This is a genomic window from Novosphingobium sp. TK71 (assembly GCF_055361505.1).
In genome coordinates, this window is record NZ_CM143962.1 from 815,622 (window position 1) to 836,981 (window position 21,360).

Sequence of the window (21,360 nt, forward strand, 5' to 3'; positions counted from 1 at the left end):
CCATTATGAAAACACTCGCCGTCATCGCATCCCTCGGTCTCGCCACGGGCTCCCACATCGCCGCTGCGGAGCCTGTCGCCGAAAGGATCTCGGCAGACATTCCCGGGTTGATGACGATCTACCGCGATCTCCATGCCAATCCCGAACTGAGCTATCAGGAGGTGCGCAGCGCCGGGATCATGGCCAAGGCCGCGCGGGATGCTGGTTTCACCGTTACCGAGAAGGTCGGCCAGACCGGTGTGGTTGCGGTTCTCAAGAACGGCGCCGGGCCCACGGTCCTGATCCGTGCGGACATGGACGGTCTGCCTGTCGTCGAGCAGACCGGCCTGGCTTTCGCCTCGAAAAAGCGCGGCGTTTCGACTGCGGGCGTGGAGAGCGGCGTGATGCATGCCTGCGGGCACGATACCCACATGACCGCCTGGATCGAGACCGCGCGGTTGATGGCGGCGCGCAAATCGGAATGGTCTGGCACGCTGGTCATGATCGGTCAGCCGGCGGAGGAAGTCGGCACGGGCGCCGTGGGAATGCTCAAGGACGGTCTCTACACGCGCTTTCCCAAGCCGGACTACACTCTGGCTTTCCACGATTCCGCCGATCTTCCCGCCGGGCAGGTCGGTGCGGCGGTGGGCTGGGCGCTCGCCAATGTCGATAGCGTCGACATCCTCGTGAAGGGCTTGGGCGGCCACGGGGCCTATCCGCAAACGACGAAGGACCCGATCGTGCTCGCCAGCGCGATCGTCATGAAGTTGCAAACGCTCGTGAGCCGGGAAACCAGTCCGCTCGATCCGGCGGTGGTCACGGTCGGATCGTTCCATGCGGGCGCCAAGCACAACATCATTCCCGATCAGGCCAAACTCGAGCTGACCGTGCGCAGCTATTCGGACCAGACGCGTGCGCACCTGTTGGACGGGATCAAGCGCATCGCTCGCGGCGAGGCTATTGCATCCGGTCTTTCCGATGATCTGATGCCCGAAGTTTCGGTGAAGGACATCTACACGCGAGCCACCTGGAACTCGCCGGAGTTCACGCAGGAGGCCGTGGCCGATCTCAAGGCCCGGATGGGCGATGCCAATGTCGTGGTCACGCCGTCGGTCATGGGCGGTGAGGATTTCGGTGAGTTTCGCCGGGCTGACGAGGACCATATCAAGTCGGTGATCTTCTGGGTCGGTGGTGCCGATCCGCAGAAGCTGGCCGCCGCCAAGGCCGGGGGGCCTTCCCTGCCTTCGCTGCACAGTCCGTTCTGGGCTCCGCAGGCCGACAAGGTCATCGCATCGGGCAGCGAGGCCCTGACGCTCACGGCTCTGCGGCTGATGGCGAAGAAGTAGCTCCCTGCTCGCGGGGAAGGCTTGTAAGGCAGTCCGACAGCTCCAGGTGAAAAGCGTTGCGCAACGCATGATTGGCGGCACCCCTGCGGACTGCGGACATTTCCCATGCTGTCAGATTCACCGACAGTTTACGCCTTTGGCCTAAAGAGGACCTCACCGCCGGTTTCGGCTTGGAGAATGGCGCTTCTCGACGATGATTCGTCTGTTCAAACATTATATCCCCCATGCCGTCGCCTTGCTCTGGCTGGTGGACATGATTTTGCTGGCGGGCGCCAATGAGCTTTCATGGCGGCTGCGGGCGGGGCAGATCGGGATCGAACTCGGCACTCTGGGCGAACGGATCGCGCTTCACACCGCCTTCGCCGCCGTCATTTCGTTGTCGATGATCGCAGTGGGCGTCTACGGGGCTGACGCCTTGCGGTCGATGCGCTTCGCGGCGGCGCGGCTGCTGGTGGCGGTTTCGCTCGGCGTCATCGCTCTCGCCTTCTTTGATTTCCTTTTCGCCGGGCAGCATTTCTGGCGCTCGACGCTGGCCTATTCGATGGCTTTCGCGATCGTGCTGTTGATCGCCAACAGGATCCTCCTGAGCGGCTTCCTCGGCACATCTGCGTTCCGTCGCCGCGTCCTCGTGCTGGGCGCCGGGCACCGGGCACAGCGGCTGCGCGATTTGGCCGAGCGTCAGGAAAGCGGCTTCGTCATTGTCGGCTACGTCGGGATGAGCGAAGCCGCGCCGGCCGTCGAGGAAGCGATTTCCCGCGCGGCCATCCACAACCTCACCCGCCATGTCGACAATCTCGGTGTCAGCGAGGTCGTTCTTGCGCTTGAGGAGCGGCGCAATGCGCTTCCGCTCAAGGACCTGTTGCGGATCAAGACTACGGGCGTTCACGTCAACGAGTTCTCCAGCTTTCTGGAACGAGAGACCGGCCGTGTCGATCTCGATACCGTCAATCCGAGCTGGCTGATCTTCTCCGACGGGTTCTCTTCCGGGCGAATGATTTCCAGCGCCGCCAAGCGCTTGTTCGACATTCTTGTCAGCGCCTTGCTGCTTTGCCTCACCGCCCCGATCATCGCGATCTTCGCGTTGCTGGTGAAGATCGACAGCCGGGGACCGGCGTTTTACCGCCAGTCGCGGGTGGGTCTGTTCGGGGAGAACTTCGACGTCATCAAGCTGCGCTCGATGCGGACCGATGCCGAAGCCGGCGGGGTGCAATGGGCCGAAAAGGACGATCCCCGCGTCACCCGGGTGGGACGCTTCATTCGCAAGGTACGCATCGACGAACTGCCGCAGGCATGGAGCGTGCTCAAAGGCGAAATGAGCTTCGTGGGGCCGCGTCCTGAACGCCCCGAGTTCGTTCTCGAGCTGGAAGAGCAGCTCCCCTATTATGCCGAGCGTCACATGGTGAAGCCCGGGATCACCGGTTGGGCGCAGATCAACTATCCCTACGGCGCCTCGATCGAGGATTCGCGCCACAAGCTCGAATACGATCTCTACTACGCGAAGAACTACACACCTTTCCTCGACCTTCTGATCATCTTGCAAACGCTGCGTGTGGTGCTCTGGAGCGAAGGAGCGCGATGAACGCAGGCCATTCCTTCGATATGTGGACCACGGTCGGGGTGATTTTCGACCTCACCGGCGCGATCGCGGTTGCAAGCCTGGCATTATGGCTTTGGCCGCGACGGGATCGTTTCGCCGGGGCGGGTACTGCGGTTTGCGTGGCCCTGTTCGTGACGGCCGGATGGTGCGTGGCGACGGCCGCTGCGGCGACGGCCGAGGCGCCGTTCTTCGCCTCTTTCGCCGAAAGTGCCCGTAACCTTGCATGGCTCGTGGTGATCTATCGCCTTTTCGCCAGCGACGGGCGGCATTCCAGTCTTGCTCCGATCCGGCCGGTGATCTTTGCTCTGGGTTTTGTCGAACTCCTTCATCTGGGCATGACCCTTGCTGTCGCGCGGTTGATGATCGCGGCGGGTCTTGCGAACGTAGGGTTCGAGATCGACGTCATGCTCCGCCTGCTGGTCACGATCGGCGGGCTGGTGCTGGTGCACAATCTCTACGCCGGAGCGCCGCGCGAAATGCGTCCCGCCTTGCGCTGGCCGGCGGTGGGCCTGGCGGTTCTCTGGTCCTTCGACCTCAATCTTTACACGATCGCCTATCTCGGTCGTACCTGGCCGGGCGAAATCGTTGCGCTGCGCGGGATCGCCGCGCTGGTGCTCGCTGCATGCCTGACGATCGCGGCTTCGCGAAACCGCGACGAATTGCGCCTGAAGCCCTCGCGGGCCGTGACTTTCCAGACGTTCTCGCTGCTCGTCATCGGGGCCTACCTTGTGGCGATGGTGGTCGTGGCGCAGTGGCTTTCCTATGCCGGGGGCGACTTTGCGCGCCTCATCGAGATGGCGTTCCTGACCCTTGCAAGCGCGATCGCGCTGGTCGTGCTGCCCTCGCGCCGGGTGCGGAACTGGCTCAAGGTCATACTGGCCAAACACTTCTTCCAGCATCGCTATGATTATCGCGAGGAATGGCTGCGCTTTACCCGAACCATCGGCAAGAACGACGACGAGACGCTCCCGCTGGGCGAGCGCGTTGTACAGTCCGTTGCCGATATCACCGACAGTCCGGGAGGGCTCCTGCTGACTCCCGATGATGGCGGCGACCTGACACTGGCATCGCGCTGGAACTGGGCCGATATCGCCGTTCCCGCGAGCGCCTATCCGCTGAGCGGGCTCCCGGTCTTCGAGCAGGTTTCCTACATTGCCGATCTCGATGACTTGCGTGAGGGCAGCGTTCCTGCGGGTTTCGACGTCGTCGCGCCTGAGTGGCTGCTTCAGGAAAAGCGCGCGTGGGCGCTTGTTCCGCTCGTCCACTACGAACGGCTCGTCGGCATGGTTGTGCTCGCGCGGCCGCCGGTTGCCCGCAAGTTCGACTGGGAGGACTTCGACCTTCTGCGCGTGATCGGCCAGCAGCTTGCCAGTTACCTCGCCGAGAATGCCAGTCAGGAGGCACTGGCGGAATCGAGCCATTTCGAGGATTTCCACCGCCGCATCGCCTTCGTGATGCACGACATCAAGAACCTCGCCAGCCAGTTCAGCCTGCTCGCTCGCAATGCCGAGCTTCATGCCGACAAGGCCGAGTTTCGTGCGGATATGCTCGTCACCCTGCGCAATTCGTCGGACAAGCTGAATGCCTTGCTCGCGCGCCTGTCGCGTTACGGGACCGGGGCGGTGGACCGGCTCGAGAGCGTGCGTGCGGCGGAAGTCGCGCAGGCGGCGATCGGCCGGTTCAACGGCAACCCGCAGATCGTCCTTGCCGAGACGCAGGACCTTGCCATTACCGCCAACCGCCATTCGCTCGAACAGGTGCTTGTCCATCTGATCCAGAACGGCATCGATGCAAGTCAGCCGGAAGCTCCTGTTTTCCTTGCACTTAGTGCTGACGGACTGAACGCGCGATTTGAAGTGATCGATTCCGGTACGGGCATGTCGGCAGAGTTCGTTCGAAACCGCCTGTTCAAGCCTTTCGTCTCCACCAAGAGCGGCGGGTTCGGCATCGGCGCCTTCGAGGCGCGGGAACTCGTGAAGGGCATGAAAGGGCGGCTCGACGTCGAATCGCGGGAAGGGCTGGGGTCGCGCTTCATCGTCCGTATTCCGCTGGCCGCGGCGACAGAGATGTACCTGAACAGCACCTACAAGGACCAGAAGGTAGCCTGAGATGATCGAAACCCGACCCAAGGTGCTTCCCAAGCTCCTCATCGTGGAGGATGACGCGGGTCTCCAGGCGCAGCTCAAATGGGCCTACGAGGATTTCGACGTCATCGTCGCCGGGGACCGTCCGACCGCGCTTGCCTTGCTCCGTTCGGAAACGCCGGATGTGGTGACGCTGGATCTCGGTCTGCCGCCCGATCCCGATGGTACGACCGAGGGCTTCGCGCTGCTCGATGAGATCATGGCGCTGAAGCCGGACACCAAGGTCATCGTCGCCTCCGGTCACGGCGCCCGGGAGTCGGCGCTGCAGGCCATCGCGCATGGGGCTTACGACTTCTACCAGAAGCCGGTCGACATCGACGCCCTGGGCCTCATCGTGCGCCGGGCCTTGCAGCTTCACCGGCTCGAGGATGAAAACCGGCGTCTCGCGTCCCGGGTGGAGAAGGACGAGAAAGTGCTCGGCCGGCTCATCACTGCCGCGCCGGAAATGGTGCGCGTTGCCCGGACCATCGAGCGCGTTGCCGGCACCAATGTCTCGGTCATGCTGCTGGGTGCCAGCGGTACCGGCAAGGAACTGCTGGCGCGGGGGCTTCATGAGGCGAGCGGGCGGGCCAAGGGCCAGTTCGTGGCGATCAACTGCGCGGCGATCCCGGAAAACCTGCTCGAAAGCGAACTGTTCGGCCACGAGAAGGGCGCTTTCACCGGCGCGGTGAAAACCACGCCCGGCAAGATCGAGATGGCCGGCGGCGGCACCCTGTTCCTTGACGAAGTGGGGGACATCCCCCTCCAGCTTCAGGTCAAGCTGCTGCGCTTCCTTCAGGAGCGGGTGATCGAGCGGGTCGGCTCGCGCGAATCCATTGCGGTGGACACCCGCATCGTCTGCGCCACGCACCAGGACCTCGAAGCCATGATCGCCGAGGGGCGCTTCCGCGAGGACCTGTTCTACCGACTCGCCGAAATCGTCGTGAAGATCCCCAGCCTTGCCGAGCGTCCGGGCGATGCGGCGCTGTTGGCGAAGGCGTTTCTTCATCGCTACGCCAAGGAAATGAACCCGCGGGTGCGGGGCTTCGGTTCCGACGCTCTCGCCGCGATCGACGCCTGGGGCTGGCCTGGCAACGTGCGCGAACTGGAAAACCGGGTGAAGCGCGCCGTCATCATGGCGGACGAAAAGCTGGTCAGTGCCGCCGATCTCGACCTTGCCGCGCCGGATGAGCAGGTCATCAACGCGCTCAATCTCAAGACCGCGCGTGAGCAGGCCGACCGCAAGGTGATCCGTCACGCCCTGGCCCGTAGCGAGGGCAATATCTCCAGCACGGCCAAGATGCTCGGGATCAGCCGCCCCACGCTTTATGATCTGCTCAAGCAGTACGACCTGCAAAGCTGACCGCCCACCGGGCCGAGGGCGCGAATCGGGGGCGGGAATATTGCCCCCGATTCGGTGCCGCTACTTGGGCTGGTAGGTCTGCTCGGGGCCGGGGAAGCTGCGGTCGCGCACTTCCGCTGCATATTTCGCGGCCGCTTCGGAAACGAGCCCGGCCATGTCGGCATAGCGCTTCACGAAACGCGGAACGCGGTCGAACATGCCGAGCATGTCCTCGGCAACGAGCACCTGCCCATCGCACTGCGCCGATGCGCCGATGCCGATCACGGGAATGTCGAGGCTGTGTGTCAGCGAGATCGCGATCGGTTCGATCACGCCTTCAACCACGACCGAAAACGCCCCGGCGCCGGCAACCGCCCTGCCGTCGGAGATGATCTTGGCGTGTTCTTCCTGGCTGCGTCCGCGCGCGCCATAGCCGCCCAGCGCGTTCACCGCCTGCGGGGTGAGGCCGATATGCGCCATGACGGGGATGCCCCGTCCGGTGAGGAAGGCGATGGTTTCCGCCATGGCGACGCCGCCTTCGAGCTTGACCGCGGCGCAGCCGGTCTCGGCCATGATCCGCGCGGCGGAAGCAAAGGCCTGCTGCGGGCTTTCCTCATAGGATCCGAACGGCATGTCGACAACGACGAGCGCGTGATAGCTGCCCCGCACGACGGCCGCGCCATGCGCGATCATCATGTCGAGCGTGACAGGCAGGGTGGAGGGGAGGCCGTAGATCACCTGGGCCAGCGAATCTCCCACCAGCAGGATATCGCAATGCTCATCGAGGAGCTGGGCCTGACGGGCCGTATAGGCGGTCAGCATGACGAGCGGCTCTGCGGTCTTGCCCTCCACCTTGCGGCGCTGGATCGAGGGCACCGTCAGCCGTTTCATCGGCGCCGGCGTTGGATTTGCGCGACTTGTCGCGGTGTCGAGCTGGAAGGTCGTGGACATGAAAATGCTTCTAGCGCGGGGTTGGAAGATGCGCAAAAGCGCATTTTCGTTACGGAAGGCCGGAACAAGGTAACCGCAGGGGCGTATTGGGCCCCTCGACTGGGCCAATTACCGTAAAGCTGGGGAACCAATGGCGTTAAGGCTTGCCATGTCATCGCAGCCCGCTAGCGTCGCGCCATACTAAAATTCGGGGGTCCACCGCATGTTCGGACGCGTAAAGCCGCTCGACGCCATTCTGGCGACGGCGGAAAAGAAATCACTTCACAGGTCGCTCGGGCCTGTCCAGCTCACGCTGCTGGGCGTCGGCGCCATCATTGGTACGGGTATTTTCGTTCTCACTGCCGCCGCTGCCCAGAAAGCAGGGCCGGGCATGATGTGGAGCTTCATGATCGCGGGCTTCGTCTGCGCGGTCGCGGCGCTCTGCTACTCGGAACTGGCCTCGATGGTGCCGGTTTCGGGCTCCGCCTATACATATAGCTATGCCGTCGTCGGCGAACTGCTGGCCTGGATGGTCGGTTGGGCGCTGATCCTGGAATATGCCGTTGCCGCCTCTGCCGTTTCAGTGGGTTGGTCCGGCTACTTCATGGGGCTTCTCAAGAGTCTCACCGGGTTCGAGCTACCGGCCCTGTTATCCGCCGGGCCAAGCTGGTCGCTTAGCGGCATCGATTTCAGCCACGGCATCATCAACGTTCCCGCCATCTTCGTGGCGCTGGCCGTTACCGCGCTGCTGGTCATCGGCACCAAGGAAAGCGCCACCGTCAACGCAATCCTGGTCGCCATCAAGGTTGCCGCGCTGACCATGTTCATCGCGCTGACCCTGCCGGCCATGAATTCGGAGCATTTCGCGCCGTTCACGCCCAATGGCTGGTTCGGCCCGGCCGGAACCAGCGGGCTCGGGGTCGTGGGTGCAGCGGCATCGATCTTCTTCGCCTATGTCGGCTTTGACGCGGTTTCCACCGCGGCCGAAGAAACCAAGAACCCGCAGCGCAATGTCCCGATCGGCCTGATCGGCAGCCTTGCGATCTGCACCGTGTTCTACCTGCTCGTCGCCGCCGGTGCGGTTGGCGCCGTCGGTGCCCAGCCGACAGCGCTCGGCGTGCAGCCGGGTTCGCCCGAATTCGCCGCCCAGTGCGCCGCGCTCTCCAAGCAGGGCTCGCTGCCGCTGGTCTGCTCGAACGAGGCGCTGGCCCACGTTCTGCGGTCGATCAACTACACGCGGGCGGGCGATCTCATCGGCCTGGCCGCCAACCTTGCGCTGCCCTCGGTCATCCTGATGATGCTTTACGGCCAGACCCGCATCTTCTTCGTGATGGCGCGCGATGGCCTGCTTCCCGAGAAGCTGGCGACCGTTCATCCCAAGTGGAAGACGCCGCACATCGTCACCATGATCACCGGCGTCTTCGTGGCGATTGCCGCCGCGCTGCTGCCGGTCGGCCAGCTTGCCGACATCTCGAACTCGGGAACGCTCTTCGCGTTCCTGATGGTGTCGATCGCCGTGCTGATCCTGCGCGTGCGCGATCCCAAGCGCCACCGTCCGTTCCGCACCCCGCTGGTGTGGATCGTGTCGCCGGTGGCGATCATCGGCTGCGTCCTGCTGTTCTTCAACCTGCCGGTCGAAGCCATGCTGGTCCTGCCGATCTGGGGCGGGATCGGTCTCGTCGTCTATTTCGCCTATGGCTATCGCAAGAGCCACGTCGGTCGTGGTCTCATCGAGACCCACGAAGCGGACTTCGACGCGCCGTCGCAGCCCTTGCCGCCGATCTGACGATCGGACGACATGCTGAAAACGGGAAAGGGGAGCCATCGGCTCCTCTTTTTCATTTGCGCGGCGGGAATCTCGTCCCCAGGATTTCCCCGCTCTATCCACCGATTTTCCACAGCCTTGCCCCGCTCAGCCTGGTAGGAGCAAATTTACGAATGCGGGGTAGAATCACCACAGTCTTATCCAAAAACCGGGCAATGCTATGTCGGCCATCAAAGCGCTCATCCCAGGGTTCGTGCTGACCTGGGTGGTATCACTGGTCATTGGCTCCCAGGGATCGAGCGGAGGGATGCTCGCGATCACCCATACCTTCTACCAGGGCCACGAGCTCTACTGGTCCTGGCCGCTGTTCTGCGGGGCTACCGCATTGGCCTGGGCGCTGTTCTCGCTCATGGAGTGATGGCGCGGAGCCGGGCGCTGGCCCGCGCGTTGCAGCAGCGATGACATTTCCAATCGGCCGCATAGCCGTATCCCTGGTCCTGCTGGGCGGCGTAGTGCTGGCGGGGAGAAGCTGGCTGCATGCGCATCCCGGCTACGACCCGTGGACGCCGCTGACGCTGAACGAGCAGCCGGGCTGGGCGACCCCGCACAAGTTCGCGAGCCTGCGCGGCGACCGCGACACCTGCCGCGCCTTCCTGGATCGCAGCGGGATCGCCAAGGAGGCGCTGGCGCCTGTGGGCAAGGACCAGTGCCGCCGGGACGATCGAAAGCGCCTTGCGGCGCCTCAGGCGGCCGGAGTGAGCCTCTCTCCCGGCCGTGTGGAGGCGACATGCGCCGTGGATGCCGGACTGGCCTGGTGGCTGCGGCACGGCGTCCAGCCACAGGCTGAGGCGCTGCTGGGCAGCCCGGTGGTGCGCATCGAACAACTCGGCACGTACAACTGCCGCCGGATCGGCAATGGCGACAAGGGGACATGGAGCGAGCACGCCACCGGCAATGCCATCGACGTGTCGGCTTTCGTGCTGGAGGACGGCCGGCGCATCACGGTGCGAGGAGACTGGAAAGGCCAGATGGAGGCAGCGGCATTTCTTCACGCCGTTCGGGATTCGGCCTGCGAGAGTTTCTCGACCGTGCTCTCGCCGGACTACAACGCGGCCCATGCCGATCACCTGCATCTCGATCAGGCGCGAAGGACGGCAGGATGGCGCGCATGCCGCTGATGCGGGGAGCCTGTCGCGGTAGCGTCGTGGCTGCAGGCGACCCGGCCGCGGGACTGGGCAGGGCGGTGTTCTTTGCGCTATCCCGTTGCCTATGCTCACTGACGAACTTGCCGACCTTGCCGTGTTTCTTGCCGTCGCTGAAGCGCGCAGCTTCACGCGTGCGGCGGCGCGCCTTGGCCGCTCGCAATCCGCGCTCAGCCAGACGGTGCGCCGACTTGAGGAGCGGTTGCAATTGCCGCTTCTTACCCGGACGACACGAAGCGTCGCGCCGACATCAATAGGTGAACAACTGCTCGAAGCGCTGAGGCCTGCGTTTGGCGGTATAGAAGAGCGGTTGGCCGCTCTCGGGGAAATGCGCGAACGGCCGGCCGGCGGGCTGCGGCTGACCGCCGGCCGGCATGCGGCGGAAACTGTGCTGTGGCCAGCCGTGCTGAGGCTTACCGAGCGCTATCCGGACATTCAGGTCGAAGTTTCGCTGAGCAGCGCGCTTGTCGATATCGTTTCGGAGCAGTTCGACGCTGGCGTCCGGCTTGGCGAGCAGATCGCCAAGGATATGATCGCTGCCCGCATCGGCCCGGATCTGCGGATGGCCGTGGTTGCCGCGCCTGCCTATTTCGAGCGGTACGGCAAGCCCGAGGCACCCCACGATCTTACCGGCTTTCGTTGCGGCAATATCCGCCTGCCAACTGCAGGGGGCGTCTATATATGGGAGTTCGAAAAGGCGGGACGACCGCTCAACGTTCACGTCAACGGTCCGGTTACCGTCGACGACATGGACCTCCTTGTCACGGCAGCGCTTCACGGGGAGGTCATGATCATGGTCATGGAGGACATGGTCACCCCGTTCATGGCGCAAGGCAGGCTGGAACGGGTGCTGGACGACTGGTGCGCCCCGTTCGCGGGCTACCACCTCTACTATTCCAGCCGCCGCCACGCCTCATCGGCCTTCGTGGCACTTCTTGAGGAATTGCGACGCGGATACCGGGGCATCAATGTTCGCTGATTGATGCCCCGGTCGGCCACTGCTCCTCGTTTCTATAACCGGGGAGCTTGAATGCCGTACCTTCAGCCCGGCGTCGGAAGCTTTCCGGCCCTCATCGCGGCGATGACGCCGCCATCGATGAGAAGGTCACTGCCCGTAATAAAACCTGCGGTGGGACCGAGCAGGAAGGCGGCCGCTTCCGCGATCTCTTCGGGCGGAGCCATGCGCTTCGAGGGCGATGCCTCGACCATTGCGCGAAATATGTCGCCGATTTCCGATTCCAGTTCGTGGCGGCCAAGCGGGGTCACGATGACACCCGGGCTGATCGCGTTGACCCGCGCGCCGCGTTCGCCCCAGTTCATCGCCTCTGCCTGAACCCGAAGGAAGTTCGCACGCTTGGCGAACATGTAGGCGACCAGTGTGTTGGGGATCGCATCGTCCTGAAGGCATGGCAGCGCCAGCAGTTCGTCGGCGGGCGTATAGGCCAGTGCCTTTTCATCCTCTTCGGGGAGCTGGCGCATCATGTGCCCGGCCATGCTCGAGATGAGAACGGTGGCGCCGCCCTGCGCGATGACTTTTCCGAACTCTTCCAGCACAACCGCCGAACCGTAAAGGTCGACCTTCAGGATCTGGGCTACGGGGGCCATGTTGGGGGAGAGGCCGGCGGTGTTGATCACCTGCATGACCGGCCCGAGCGAGGCGGCCTTTTCGGCCAGAGCGCGAACCGAATCGCGCGACCCGACGTCGACCGGCTGGGTTTCGACCACGTAACCGGCGTCGCGCATGGCCTTGGCCGCCGCATCCAGGACTCCCTGGTCGAAATCCGCCAGCAGGACGACTTTGCCAAAACCCTGTCGCTTGGCGATCGCAAGGCCGATCCCGCCCGAACCGATCACCACCACTATGTCCTTCGTCATCTTCATGCCTTTCCCGGCTCACGCCGTGTCGTTGGATTGGCTGAAGGATACGGGCTGTCGTGACCCTCGATTAGACGCTTAAATGTAGTTAGGTTCATTATCTGGGATTATAAATCGTGGGCATCCGCGTGCTGTCCGCGCGCGCGGCAGAACGATAGGCACGGGTGCCACCGGCCGATGGGTCACTCCGGCTGAAGCGCCCCGTAGAACCACGAGGCGGTAACACCGCCATCGATGAGGAAATCCGCGCCGTTGATGAAGGCGCCCTCCGGCCCCATCATCAGGGCGGCGAGCGCGGCGATTTCGTCCGGCGTTCCGGCACGCCCGGCGGGGGAGCCGTCGATCATGCGCTGGTAACCGCCTGCGCGCGGGCCGGACAGTTCGTCGCGGGCGAGCGGGGTCATGACGATGCCGGGGCTGATCGAATTGACCCGTGCACCGCGTGCAGCCCAGCGCGTGGCCGCTTCGGCCCTGACGCGCAGGGCGTTGCAGCGCTTCGAATACTGGTAGGCGAGCAGCGGGTCGGTGATACGGTCGCTCTGCAGCATAGGCAGTGCCAGCAGGTCTTCGACCGGGGTGGTCGCCAGCAGGCGGTCTTCCTCGGGCGTGAGTGCAGGCAGGCGATGGCCGGACTGCGAGGCGACGACGATGCCGCTGCCACCCCTGGCCATCACATCGCCGAACAGTTCGAGTACCAGCGCCGATCCATAGAGATCGACCGCAAGGATCTTTTCGGCAGGCGCCTGCGAGGGGGACAGACCTGCTGCGATGATGACGCCGCTGACATCGCCAAGCGCCTTAGCCTGACCGACCAGTGCCTCTACCGAGGTGCGGGAGGAAATGTCCACAGCGGCCGTGCTCGTCTCGAATCCGGCATCGGCCATGACCTTGGCTGCGGCCGCGACCGGTTCCTCGTGCAAGTCCGCCAGCAGCACACGCTTGCCCGTGCTGATGCGCCGGGCGATGGCGATGCCGATCGAACCGGCACCGATGACAACTACGACTTCGGTCATTGGCATATCCTTTCCAGCAATGTGCAGAAGCTTTCGCGCACGAGGCTTCCGGCCTTTTTCGCAAATCCTGGTGCGACCCCGGCGGTGTCGAACATCGTCATGCCCGTTTCGTGGGCGCCGCGAATGACGCGGACCGGTTTGGCTTCTTCGGCCGATGATCCGCTCTATCCGTCATGCTTTCATAACCCGGAGTGATGAGTGCGCAGACCTGCCAGACAGGCAAGACTGGCAAGCGCGGTGACCAGAATGACGGTTCCCATCGGCGCTGGCGTGCCGTTGGCGAAGGCGCCGATCAGCGCGGAACTGAAGATGCCGCTGCCATACTGAACCGCGCCGACCAGCGCCGAGGCGGCACCGGCTCCCTGCGGGGCTTCCTCAAGCACGCCGGCGATGGAATTGGCGACGATCAGCCCGGTGGCCGAGATATAGAGGAACAGCGCCAGGACCAGGCCGGGAAGGCCGCCCATATCCGTCCACGTCGTTATCGCGATCAGCAGGGCGCTCGCCGTAGCCCAGACGATCCCGGCCTTGAGCATCGTATCGACGCCGAAGCGATGAACCAGCCGGGCATTGATCATGTTCGAACCCATGATACCGACGATGCCCAGCCCGAACAGCAGCCCGTAATACTGCGGCGGCAGACCGTGATAGGTGATGTAAGCGAAGGGCGAACCCGCGACATAGGCGAACATCCCGCCGTAGAAGAAGGCACCCGCCCCGATATAGGCCAGGGTGCGGCGATTGCGCAGCAGGGCGACGTAGCGGGCGATAGCCTCGCCTGCGCCGATGCGGTGGCGGCGTTCGGGCGGCAGCGTTTCGGGCAGGGTGGTCAGCAGCGCCAGCGTGACCATGCCGACCCCCACCAGCACCCAGAAGATCGCGCGCCAACCCATGACGAGCAGCACTTGTCCGCCCACCAGTGGGCCGATCAGCGGCGCGATCGCCATGACCGTCATCAGGGTGGACATCATGCTCGCCGCGCGCGGGCCCTGATAGAGATCGCGCACCATGGCCCGGCCCAGCACGACACCGGCAGAGGCGCCCGCCGCCTGCACCACGCGTGCTGCGATCACCCACCAGATGCCGGTCGCCATCGCGCATCCGGCAGAGCCGAGCACGAACAGCGCGATGCCGGTGGCGACAGGAAGCCTGCGTCCGAAACGGTCGCCCACCGGCCCCCAGAACAATTGTCCCAGCGCGAAGCCGATGAGGTATCCGGAAACGGTCCACTCCGCAGTGCCCATGTCCGCGCCGAGTGCGTGCGACATCGTCGGCATGCCGGGCAGGTAGATGTCGGTGGAGATCGAGGCGAAACCCATCAGCAGGCAGAGAATGCCGAGGACGCGCCAACCGTGGCCGCCGTCCTCTCCCACGGAAAGGACGGTCGGCGCCGTGGTACCGGTCATATCCCGGGTCTATTCCTTTGCCGGGCCGGCGAGATATTGCTCGTCGGTGACATGTTCGAGCCAGTCGACCGCGCGGCCGTCCAGCATTTCGGCAATGGCTATGTGCGTCATCGCCGTTGTCGGCGTGGCGCCGTGCCAGTGCTTGTGACCCGGCGGGCACCAGACGACGTCTCCGGCGCGGATCAGGACGATCTCCTCGCCTTCGCACTGGGTCCAGCCGCAGCCCGAAGTGACGAGCAGCGTCTGGCCGAGCGGATGGGTGTGCCACGCGGTGCGCGCGCCCGGTTCGAAAGTCACGATAGCGCCCCCGGCGCGTGCGGGTGCTTCGCCCTGAAACGGGCTGTCGATGCGCACGTTGCCGGTGAACCAGTCGGCCGGGCCCTTGATCGAGGGCTGGGTGCCATTGCGGATGAGTTTCATGGGGATGTCCTTCGTATCGGAATTAGCGGCCGACCCGGCCCGCGATCGATGCCGGATAGCGCGCGCCCTGCGCCGGGAAGGCGGCAAGCGCTTCGCCAATCACGGTAAGGTCGGTTGCATTCAGCTCGATCTGCGCGGCCTCGAGGTTTTCGTTCAGGCGGTGCAGCTTGGTGGTGCCGGGAATAGGCACGATCCAGGGCTTCTGGGCGAGCAGCCAGGCAATCGCGATCTGCGCCGGAGTGGCGCCGCGATCCAGCGCGATGGTCTTCAGGCGAGCAACGAGCGCTTCGTTGGCCTTGCGGTTTTCCTCCTCGAAGCGCGGGACGACATTGCGGAAATCGCCCTCGCCAAAGGTGGTATCGGCAGTGATCGCGCCGGTCAGGAACCCCTTGCCGAGCGGGCTGAACGGCACGAAACCGATACCCAGTTCCTCGCAGAGCGGCAGTATTTCCGCCTCGGGTTCACGCCACCACATCGAATATTCGCTCTGGAGCGCGGCAACAGGCTGCACCGTATGGGCGCGGCGCAGCGAATCCACGCCCGCCTCGGACATGCCGAAATGGCGCACCTTACCCTCGGCGATCAGGTCGCGAACGGTGCCCGCCACATCCTCGACCGGGACGGCGGGGTCGACGCGGTGCTGGTAGAGCAGGTCGATATGATCGGTTCCCAGACGCTTCAGCGAGGCCTCTGTTACTGCCCGGATCGTTTCGGGACGGCTGTCCAGCCCTTCCATCGGTTTGCCGCCAACAAAGCCGAACTTCGTGGCGATCACCACGGAATCGCGCACATCGGCCAGCGCCCTGCCGAGCAGTTCCTCGTTGGCGTAGGGGCCGTAGGCTTCCGCGGTATCGAAGAACGTCACGCCCTTGTCGAAAGCGGCGCGGATCAGCGCGATGCCGTCGGCTTCCGATACCGGCGGGCCATATCCGTAGCTGAGCCCCATGCAGCCGAGGCCGATAGCCGAGACTTCGAGGCCGCTCTTGCCGAGTTCGCGTTTCTGCATGGGTATCTCCTTGATGCTCCATCGCCGCCGGGCCTGCTTCGGCCGGGCCAGCTTGGTGGATGCCACGAAGATACGTTGCGAGTGGTCCCATGATTAGTGCATCGTTGCCGCATGCAGCTATCGATATGAGTCATCAATGAAGCGCGACGAACTCAACGACCTGAATGCCTTCATAGCCATAGCCGACGAGCGCAGCTTCACGCGGGCGGCGGCCAAGATGGGTATTTCGCAATCGGCGCTGAGCCACAAGATCAGGCGGCTGGAGGCACGGCTTGGCGTGCGCCTGCTCTCACGAACCACCCGCAGTGTTTCGCCGACGGATGTGGGGGAGCGGCTGCTCGCCGGGATCGCGCCGGCTTTCGCGCAGATCGAGGATCAACTCGACCTGCTGGGCGAACTGCGTGAGAAACCGGCGGGGCTGATCCGCATTACCGCACCCGGTCACGCCACGCGGACAGTGCTCTGGCCCGCAGTGACGAAACTGATGCGCGACTATCCCGAGGTCGAGATCGAACTGAGCGTGGATTCGGGGCTGCGCGATATTGTCGAGGACAAGTTCGATGCCGGGGTGCGTCTTGGCGAACAAGTGGCGCGCGACATGATCGCGGTGCGGATCGGCCCAGAACTGCGCATGGCCGCGGTTGCATCCCCGGACTATCTGCAGGCCCACGGCACACCGCGGGTGCCCCAGGACCTTGCCGCGCATCGGTGCGTCAATTTGCGCATGACGACGGCCGGTGGCCTCTATGCCTGGGAATTCGAGAAGGACGGCCGTGAACTCAACGTCCGCGTAGAGGGGCAGTTTACCTCCAACAATGTCGATGTGATCATCGATGCCGCGATCGGCGGGTTCGGACTGGCGTTCGTCCCTGACGATTATGTGCAGGATGCGGTCGACCGGGGCCAACTCGTGCGCGTGCTGGAAAACTGGTGCGAGCCGTTTGCCGGCTACCACCTCTACTATCCGAGCCGCCGGCAGCCCAAGCCCGCCTTTGCCCTGCTGATCGAGGCATTGCGCTATCGAGCCTGACAGGTCCGGCGTCTGGCTGTGTTCGATGCGGACCGATCAAGATGTCCCAAATCCCTAATTCCAGACTGGGACTTGCGCAGAGTTCCACGAACCGCCGAATTGTAGAACAGGGCTCTCGATCCCGGCCATGCCGGCGAGCAGAACCTTGCCGAGAAAAAATGAGCCATCGGAATCATCCGGCATGTCCGCCGGCGGCAGGCGTTATCCGCGCCGGGATATTGGCGCCATCCTGGATGCGGGCGTATTTTCGACGAGGGGAGGCAAGCCAGATGCCTGAAAATTCTGGTGACCCCTACGGGAATCGAACCCGTGTTTCAGCCGTGAGAGCGCGTGAAAATGCGGGGCGTGTCGTTCGCAATTATTCGCAGAAAACCGCGCAAATCCAGAGTCTCATGCACAGTTGTATGCGCCCGTTCGCTCCCGCATATTAGACCCATATTAGATCACGATTTTACGATTCGCCTCACAAACTATGTCCAGATCCATCGACGAAGAAAAAATTGCCGGCCGCGCAGATCGCAAACGCCTTCGTGTGAGAAGGAAGCCATACTGGCGGGCGATCGACCCCGATGTGCACCTCGGATATCGGCGAAGGGAGCAGGGTGGCTTTTGGGTTGTCCGCTGGCGTGAAAACGGTCTCTACAGGCAACAAGCGCTTGGTACCGCCGACGATGAAATCGCGGCTGGCAATCTCGACTATGCAGCTGCGATCCGAAAAGCTCGCAAGTTGGTTTCCATGCGCCGCGACTGTGTTGCAGTTGGAAAGGCCAATCTCGATCCGGTCGCTGAAACCGAGTCGGCCTTGACGGTTAGGGGCGCTGTCGAGACTTATGTTCGGATTCGTGACGCCCGTGATACGGCGAGGAGAGGCCAGCCAACCAGATCGGACGCGAGCATCAGGCTGGGGCGTTATGTGCTAGGCCGATCCGGTTTCGGAGGGCGAAATCAGGGTGCCGAGCCTGCGCTTTCCGCTGTCGCGCTTCAAAACCTGACCGAAGATGATCTGGCTCAATGGCGCGCCGAGCTACCTTCCAGTTTGAAAGAAGCAAGCAAACGTAGGACGGTCAGCGATTTGAAGGCAGCCCTCAATGAAGCGTTCGCAACGAATCGCCGGCGGCTGCCTTCCGGGTTGCCAATGACGATCAAATTTGGACTTCGTGACACGGCTCAAGACCTAGATGGCGGCGAAGACGTCGCTCGAGAAAATCAAATCCTATCAGATTCTCAGGTCGGAACCCTGCTCGGAGCCGCGCGAGAGGTCGATGCCGAACTGGGTTGGCACGGAGATCTGTTCCGTCTCGTTGCGGTTTTGGCTGCCACTGGCGCACGCATGTCACAGGTCGCCCGCATGCGGGTAAATGACGTACAATTCGGCAACTCTCGTTTGATGGTGCCCGCGAGTCGCAAGGGAAGGGGGCGCAAAAGCCCCAATACACCATTTGCGGTTGGAGCCGATATTTTGGAGGTGCTCCGTCCGATTGCAGAGGGTCGCGATCAGACAGACTTCCTTTTAGAGCGCTGGCGATACAAGCAGGCGCCTGGGGGAATTCAATGGGAACAAGACACTCGCGGGCCCTGGTTGAGCGCTTCTGAGCTCGTTCGCCCTTGGAGCGTCATCAGGATCAAAGCCAATTTACCGAATGTAATCCCGTACTCACTGCGGCATTCAAGCATTGTACGCGGACTGCGTGCGAATCAACCTATCCGCCTTGTTGCATCTCGACATGACACTTCAGTCCAGATGATCGAGCGCCATTATGGTAGATATATCGCTGATTTGATGGATGAATTGTCCATGAGAGCGGTCGTGCCGCTCGTGCCAGCATAGATCGGGAAGTCTCGGACGGAAGGCGGATTTGCGTGTCGGCGCCGGATCGTAGGCTTCCAAATTGAGACTAAACCTGCCGATCCGATGTATGTGCTTATGACAAGCGGCAGCTTGCCATCATGATTGCTGATCTGCCCCCTTCTGAGTGGTCCAAAATCTCTGTTATTTTGGACCACTCAGAAGGGGGCAGATCACGGATGGGTACCCTGGGCATCACCATCGACGACGTCGAACTGCACATCGTCACCGCGCTACGGCTTTTTCAGGAAGCCCTGGGCCCTGCCCCCTGATTTCCGGCATGGCTCCATCCGGAACTCGTAAAAGAAGCCGTAATTACAGTGCCTTACAGCCCCTCTATCGCCACGATGGCACCATGAGTCTCCCCATGGTGCCATCAATCTCCTCAAAAAACGATGTGCAGACAACAGGTTACCCCACAGGGGGGAGCGATTCCTTTTATCTTGCCGTCCTAATCGGTTCCGGTGCTGTCGTCTTCGTCGCCATCGCCACTTCTCCATTCTACGCCATCGCAGTCGTCCGCGCCATTCCGCCGAGGTCTCAAGCCGCGCTGGCGCGTCTCCGGTATCGAGGTTCAGTGCGCCGTGCAGTCCTCCGCGCTCAGCGACGGGCTGTTCCAGCTGCATCAAAGCAGCATTCCAACCGCCGCGGCGCACCCTTTGATCGGCAAGACGGAGCAACATCACAGGCATTTGGGCGCGTTCCGGAGCCGCTCGGTGAAGAGCCCCGTTCGCAAGCAAGATATCGCGCTTTCCGTCGTCGATGGTCTGCACTGATCCTCATCCGCCGGAGCGGATCTCCCTATCGGTTGGCGGTCACTCCCATGGCGTTGTCAGCCGTTGGCGACGGGCGCGGTTTTGGCCAGCGCGCCCAGCAACCGACGGTCTTTTACGGTGGCCCGAGCGGCGATGTCCTGCGCGCTCGCCTGCGCATCGCCCATGTAAAACGTGCCGTCCGTCCACATCGCATGCATGATCACCGCCAGCTTGCGGGCAACCGCCACGGTCGCCTTGCGGTGATTGCCGCGCTTGCTCAGCGCCAGCCCCCAGGTGCGCAGTTTGTCCTTGCCCTTGAACCGCGTGAGCAGCGCCGAGGCGGCCTCGTAAAGCGCGCGCCGAACGTCGGCATCGCCCGCCTTGCTGATGCGTCCCTGGACATCGATCGACGACCCCGACTGCCACCGCCGAGAGGTCAGTCCGAAGTAGGCGGCGACATCCCGGGATCGTCGGAATCGGCCCGGATCATCGATCGCCGTCATGAAGCTCAGGGCCGCAATGGGCCCCACCCCCGGGATCTGCAGGAAGCGGCGGCACAACTCGTTTGCCGCGACGACCCGGATCACCAGCTTGTGCAACCGGCCATACTCGATCCACAGGGCTTCGCGCGCGGCCAGCATCGCCTCCATCAGCTCGGCGGTCAACGCGTCGTCCGCTACCGCCTCGCGCACCGCCGGGGCAAAACCAGTGCGGCCAACCCCTTTGATCCGGATGCCGAACGCCTTGAGCGAATGGCGGATGCTGTTCTCGAGATCGAGAAATTTGCGCTTCAGGTTGCGGCGCTGGGTCAACAGCAATCGCAGCCGATAGCACGCCTCGCTTTTCACGAAGGCCGTCCGGTACCAGCCGGTGCGGATGATATGGGCGATCCCCAAGGCGTCCGCCGCGTCGGTCTTGTTGCGCTGCGCCGCCATCGCCGCACGGACATGGCGCGTCTCCAGACAGACCGCAGGGAGGCCCAGCGCCGCCAGTTCCGGATGTAGCCAGGGCGACAGCGCTCCGGCCTCGTGGCCGACCCGCCGCAGCCGCCGCACATAAGGTTTCAACGCCAGGTACACCGCCTCCGGATCCGTCGGCACCGCCACGCGAAGATGCACTTCGCCCTTGTCGTCGACCACACAGATCGCCGTCTCGTCGACCGACACGTCGAGGCCCGCAAAGTACTCCATCGTCCGTCTCCTGCGTTGTTTCACAGGATCAGTTTGTACCGCAGATGCCGCCACCACCGCGCCTCCCGGTTCGCCGGAACCCTTGCCCCGATTACGGAAGGCAGTTCACCCAAATTACGCGCCTCCACCTTGGAACGGCTTAACAGGTGCGTTCGAGATGCCCAGGCTGTTGAGCGTATGAAGGGCACGCTGCGAGATAACGGGACGATCACGGGCATGGGAGAGAGGCATGAAGCATTGAAGTGTGGACGTCTTCAGATATGCCCCAACCTTCGGGCTTCCAGCACTGACGCCAAAGCTTCCGTGAACATGGGGTCGTTGGGAGACAGGGCTATCGCCTGGTGGTAAGCTTCGATCGCCCGGTCAATCTGGCCCACGCATGTATAGCAATCTGCCAAGTTGTAATGAGCATATCCAAGCTCCCATCTCGGATACGCCTCTAAAATCTGCTCCCAGATTTGAATGGCGCGCGTGAAGTCACCTTCCTTACCCGCCGCTAAAGCTTCCGCCTCCCTTTGGCGAACGTCTTCCATGC

At 63.3% G+C, this 21,360-nt stretch carries 20 protein-coding genes; 12 read left to right on the top strand and 8 right to left on the bottom strand.

Annotation, left to right across the window (positions count from 1 at the left end):
• Positions 1-5 precede the first annotated feature (5 nt).
• From ACXJ16_RS03645 to prsR, 4 genes are all read left to right on the top strand, one after another.
• Entirely contained in the window at positions 6-1,325 is a 1,320-nt protein-coding gene (locus ACXJ16_RS03645) for an amidohydrolase (protein ID WP_185997200.1), read from the top strand.
• A gap of 193 nt (positions 1,326-1,518) precedes the next feature.
• On the top strand, positions 1,519-2,904 hold the full coding sequence (locus tag ACXJ16_RS03650; RefSeq protein ID WP_185997201.1) for a TIGR03013 family XrtA/PEP-CTERM system glycosyltransferase: 1,386 nt from the start codon (positions 1,519-1,521) through the stop codon (positions 2,902-2,904).
• Positions 2,901-5,030 carry an XrtA/PEP-CTERM system histidine kinase PrsK gene (prsK, locus tag ACXJ16_RS03655; RefSeq protein ID WP_324695630.1) on the top strand — a complete coding sequence of 710 codons (2,130 nt, stop codon included), beginning with the start codon at positions 2,901-2,903 and terminating at the stop codon, positions 5,028-5,030. The genes ACXJ16_RS03650 and prsK overlap by 4 nt, the downstream gene beginning before the upstream one ends.
• Position 5,031: 1 nt before the next feature.
• Positions 5,032-6,408 (top strand): PEP-CTERM-box response regulator transcription factor, encoded by a 1,377-nt coding sequence (gene prsR / locus ACXJ16_RS03660; protein ID WP_454797280.1) that lies wholly within the window; start codon positions 5,032-5,034, stop codon positions 6,406-6,408.
• 60 nt (positions 6,409-6,468) lie between these two features.
• Here prsR and panB read toward each other — a convergent pair whose 3' ends face one another.
• The gene (gene panB, locus ACXJ16_RS03665) at positions 6,469-7,338 is read right to left on the bottom strand and encodes a 3-methyl-2-oxobutanoate hydroxymethyltransferase (RefSeq protein WP_185997204.1); all 870 of its coding nucleotides are present in this window, start codon (positions 7,336-7,338) and stop codon (positions 6,469-6,471) included.
• Positions 7,339-7,540: 202 nt separating this feature from the next.
• Here panB and ACXJ16_RS03670 point away from each other — a divergent pair, with 202 nt between their 5' ends.
• The 4 genes from ACXJ16_RS03670 (at position 7,541) to ACXJ16_RS03685 (ending at position 11,263) form a co-directional block, all read left to right on the top strand.
• Positions 7,541-9,103, top strand: coding sequence for an amino acid permease (locus ACXJ16_RS03670; protein WP_463921294.1), 1,563 nt, complete (start codon positions 7,541-7,543; stop codon positions 9,101-9,103).
• 199 nt (positions 9,104-9,302) lie between these two features.
• Positions 9,303-9,500 carry a hypothetical protein gene (locus tag ACXJ16_RS03675; RefSeq protein WP_463921296.1) on the top strand — a complete coding sequence of 66 codons (198 nt, stop codon included), beginning with the start codon at positions 9,303-9,305 and terminating at the stop codon, positions 9,498-9,500.
• Between the two features lie 40 nt (positions 9,501-9,540).
• A complete protein-coding gene (locus ACXJ16_RS03680) occupies positions 9,541-10,260 on the top strand; it encodes an extensin-like domain-containing protein (protein ID WP_463921298.1) in 720 nt (239 codons plus the stop codon).
• Positions 10,261-10,351: 91 nt separating this feature from the next.
• Complete coding sequence (locus ACXJ16_RS03685) at positions 10,352-11,263, top strand: LysR family transcriptional regulator (RefSeq protein WP_463921299.1); 912 nt, start codon at positions 10,352-10,354, stop codon at positions 11,261-11,263.
• A 62-nt stretch (positions 11,264-11,325) separates the two neighbouring features.
• On the opposite strand, the gene ACXJ16_RS03690 is transcribed toward ACXJ16_RS03685, so the two are convergent.
• The 5 genes from ACXJ16_RS03690 to ACXJ16_RS03710 form a co-directional block, all read right to left on the bottom strand.
• The gene (locus ACXJ16_RS03690; RefSeq protein ID WP_463921301.1) at positions 11,326-12,159 is read right to left on the bottom strand and encodes an SDR family oxidoreductase; all 834 of its coding nucleotides are present in this window, start codon (positions 12,157-12,159) and stop codon (positions 11,326-11,328) included.
• 182 nt (positions 12,160-12,341) lie between these two features.
• Entirely contained in the window at positions 12,342-13,172 is an 831-nt protein-coding gene (locus ACXJ16_RS03695; protein WP_185997206.1) for an SDR family oxidoreductase, read from the bottom strand.
• A 179-nt stretch (positions 13,173-13,351) separates the two neighbouring features.
• Positions 13,352-14,578, bottom strand: a complete 1,227-nt coding sequence (locus ACXJ16_RS03700; protein WP_463921303.1) for a multidrug effflux MFS transporter — start codon at positions 14,576-14,578, stop codon at positions 13,352-13,354.
• 9 nt (positions 14,579-14,587) lie between these two features.
• A complete protein-coding gene (locus tag ACXJ16_RS03705; protein ID WP_463921305.1) occupies positions 14,588-14,998 on the bottom strand; it encodes a (R)-mandelonitrile lyase in 411 nt (136 codons plus the stop codon).
• 22 nt (positions 14,999-15,020) lie between these two features.
• The gene (locus tag ACXJ16_RS03710; RefSeq protein ID WP_463921307.1) at positions 15,021-16,004 is read right to left on the bottom strand and encodes an aldo/keto reductase; all 984 of its coding nucleotides are present in this window, start codon (positions 16,002-16,004) and stop codon (positions 15,021-15,023) included.
• A 136-nt stretch (positions 16,005-16,140) separates the two neighbouring features.
• Between ACXJ16_RS03710 and ACXJ16_RS03715 the strand changes: the two genes are divergently transcribed.
• The 4 genes from ACXJ16_RS03715 (at position 16,141) to ACXJ16_RS03730 (ending at position 19,656) form a co-directional block, all read left to right on the top strand.
• On the top strand, positions 16,141-17,034 hold the full coding sequence (locus tag ACXJ16_RS03715; protein WP_324695609.1) for a LysR family transcriptional regulator: 894 nt from the start codon (positions 16,141-16,143) through the stop codon (positions 17,032-17,034).
• A gap of 472 nt (positions 17,035-17,506) precedes the next feature.
• Positions 17,507-18,862 (top strand): tyrosine-type recombinase/integrase, encoded by a 1,356-nt coding sequence (locus tag ACXJ16_RS03720; RefSeq protein WP_463921309.1) that lies wholly within the window; start codon positions 17,507-17,509, stop codon positions 18,860-18,862.
• Between the two features lie 119 nt (positions 18,863-18,981).
• The gene (locus ACXJ16_RS03725) at positions 18,982-19,152 is read left to right on the top strand and encodes a hypothetical protein (RefSeq protein ID WP_463921310.1); all 171 of its coding nucleotides are present in this window, start codon (positions 18,982-18,984) and stop codon (positions 19,150-19,152) included.
• A gap of 312 nt (positions 19,153-19,464) precedes the next feature.
• A complete protein-coding gene (locus ACXJ16_RS03730; RefSeq protein ID WP_185997746.1) occupies positions 19,465-19,656 on the top strand; it encodes a hypothetical protein in 192 nt (63 codons plus the stop codon).
• A 56-nt stretch (positions 19,657-19,712) separates the two neighbouring features.
• On the opposite strand, the gene ACXJ16_RS03735 is transcribed toward ACXJ16_RS03730, so the two are convergent.
• Together ACXJ16_RS03735 and ACXJ16_RS03740 are read right to left on the bottom strand one after the other, a co-directional pair.
• Complete coding sequence (locus ACXJ16_RS03735) at positions 19,713-20,825, bottom strand: IS110 family RNA-guided transposase (RefSeq protein WP_463921312.1); 1,113 nt, start codon at positions 20,823-20,825, stop codon at positions 19,713-19,715.
• A 254-nt stretch (positions 20,826-21,079) separates the two neighbouring features.
• A complete protein-coding gene (locus ACXJ16_RS03740) occupies positions 21,080-21,358 on the bottom strand; it encodes a DUF6340 family protein (RefSeq protein WP_463921313.1) in 279 nt (92 codons plus the stop codon).
• Positions 21,359-21,360: the final 2 nt, after the last annotated feature.

What these genes read in the sequence shown, in the direction of transcription:
- ACXJ16_RS03715 (WP_324695609.1), top strand. Translation starts at nt 16,141, where the DNA reads ATGAAGCGCGACGAACTCAACGACCTGAATGCCTTCATAGCCATAGCC.
- ACXJ16_RS03700 (WP_463921303.1), bottom strand. Translation starts at nt 14,578, where the DNA reads ATGACCGGTACCACGGCGCCGACCGTCCTTTCCGTGGGAGAGGACGGC.
- ACXJ16_RS03680 (WP_463921298.1), top strand. Translation starts at nt 9,541, where the DNA reads ATGACATTTCCAATCGGCCGCATAGCCGTATCCCTGGTCCTGCTGGGC.
- ACXJ16_RS03710 (WP_463921307.1), bottom strand. Translation starts at nt 16,004, where the DNA reads ATGCAGAAACGCGAACTCGGCAAGAGCGGCCTCGAAGTCTCGGCTATC.
- ACXJ16_RS03740 (WP_463921313.1), bottom strand. Translation starts at nt 21,358, where the DNA reads ATGGAAGACGTTCGCCAAAGGGAGGCGGAAGCTTTAGCGGCGGGTAAG.
- ACXJ16_RS03675 (WP_463921296.1), top strand. Translation starts at nt 9,303, where the DNA reads ATGTCGGCCATCAAAGCGCTCATCCCAGGGTTCGTGCTGACCTGGGTG.
- ACXJ16_RS03705 (WP_463921305.1), bottom strand. Translation starts at nt 14,998, where the DNA reads ATGAAACTCATCCGCAATGGCACCCAGCCCTCGATCAAGGGCCCGGCC.
- ACXJ16_RS03720 (WP_463921309.1), top strand. Translation starts at nt 17,507, where the DNA reads ATGTCCAGATCCATCGACGAAGAAAAAATTGCCGGCCGCGCAGATCGC.
- ACXJ16_RS03685 (WP_463921299.1), top strand. Translation starts at nt 10,352, where the DNA reads ATGCTCACTGACGAACTTGCCGACCTTGCCGTGTTTCTTGCCGTCGCT.
- ACXJ16_RS03690 (WP_463921301.1), bottom strand. Translation starts at nt 12,159, where the DNA reads ATGACGAAGGACATAGTGGTGGTGATCGGTTCGGGCGGGATCGGCCTT.
- ACXJ16_RS03695 (WP_185997206.1), bottom strand. Translation starts at nt 13,172, where the DNA reads ATGACCGAAGTCGTAGTTGTCATCGGTGCCGGTTCGATCGGCATCGCC.
- panB (WP_185997204.1), bottom strand. Translation starts at nt 7,338, where the DNA reads ATGTCCACGACCTTCCAGCTCGACACCGCGACAAGTCGCGCAAATCCA.
- prsR (WP_454797280.1), top strand. Translation starts at nt 5,032, where the DNA reads ATGATCGAAACCCGACCCAAGGTGCTTCCCAAGCTCCTCATCGTGGAG.
- ACXJ16_RS03670 (WP_463921294.1), top strand. Translation starts at nt 7,541, where the DNA reads ATGTTCGGACGCGTAAAGCCGCTCGACGCCATTCTGGCGACGGCGGAA.
- prsK (WP_324695630.1), top strand. Translation starts at nt 2,901, where the DNA reads ATGAACGCAGGCCATTCCTTCGATATGTGGACCACGGTCGGGGTGATT.
- ACXJ16_RS03725 (WP_463921310.1), top strand. Translation starts at nt 18,982, where the DNA reads ATGATTGCTGATCTGCCCCCTTCTGAGTGGTCCAAAATCTCTGTTATT.
- ACXJ16_RS03650 (WP_185997201.1), top strand. Translation starts at nt 1,519, where the DNA reads ATGATTCGTCTGTTCAAACATTATATCCCCCATGCCGTCGCCTTGCTC.
- ACXJ16_RS03645 (WP_185997200.1), top strand. Translation starts at nt 6, where the DNA reads ATGAAAACACTCGCCGTCATCGCATCCCTCGGTCTCGCCACGGGCTCC.
- ACXJ16_RS03735 (WP_463921312.1), bottom strand. Translation starts at nt 20,825, where the DNA reads ATGGAGTACTTTGCGGGCCTCGACGTGTCGGTCGACGAGACGGCGATC.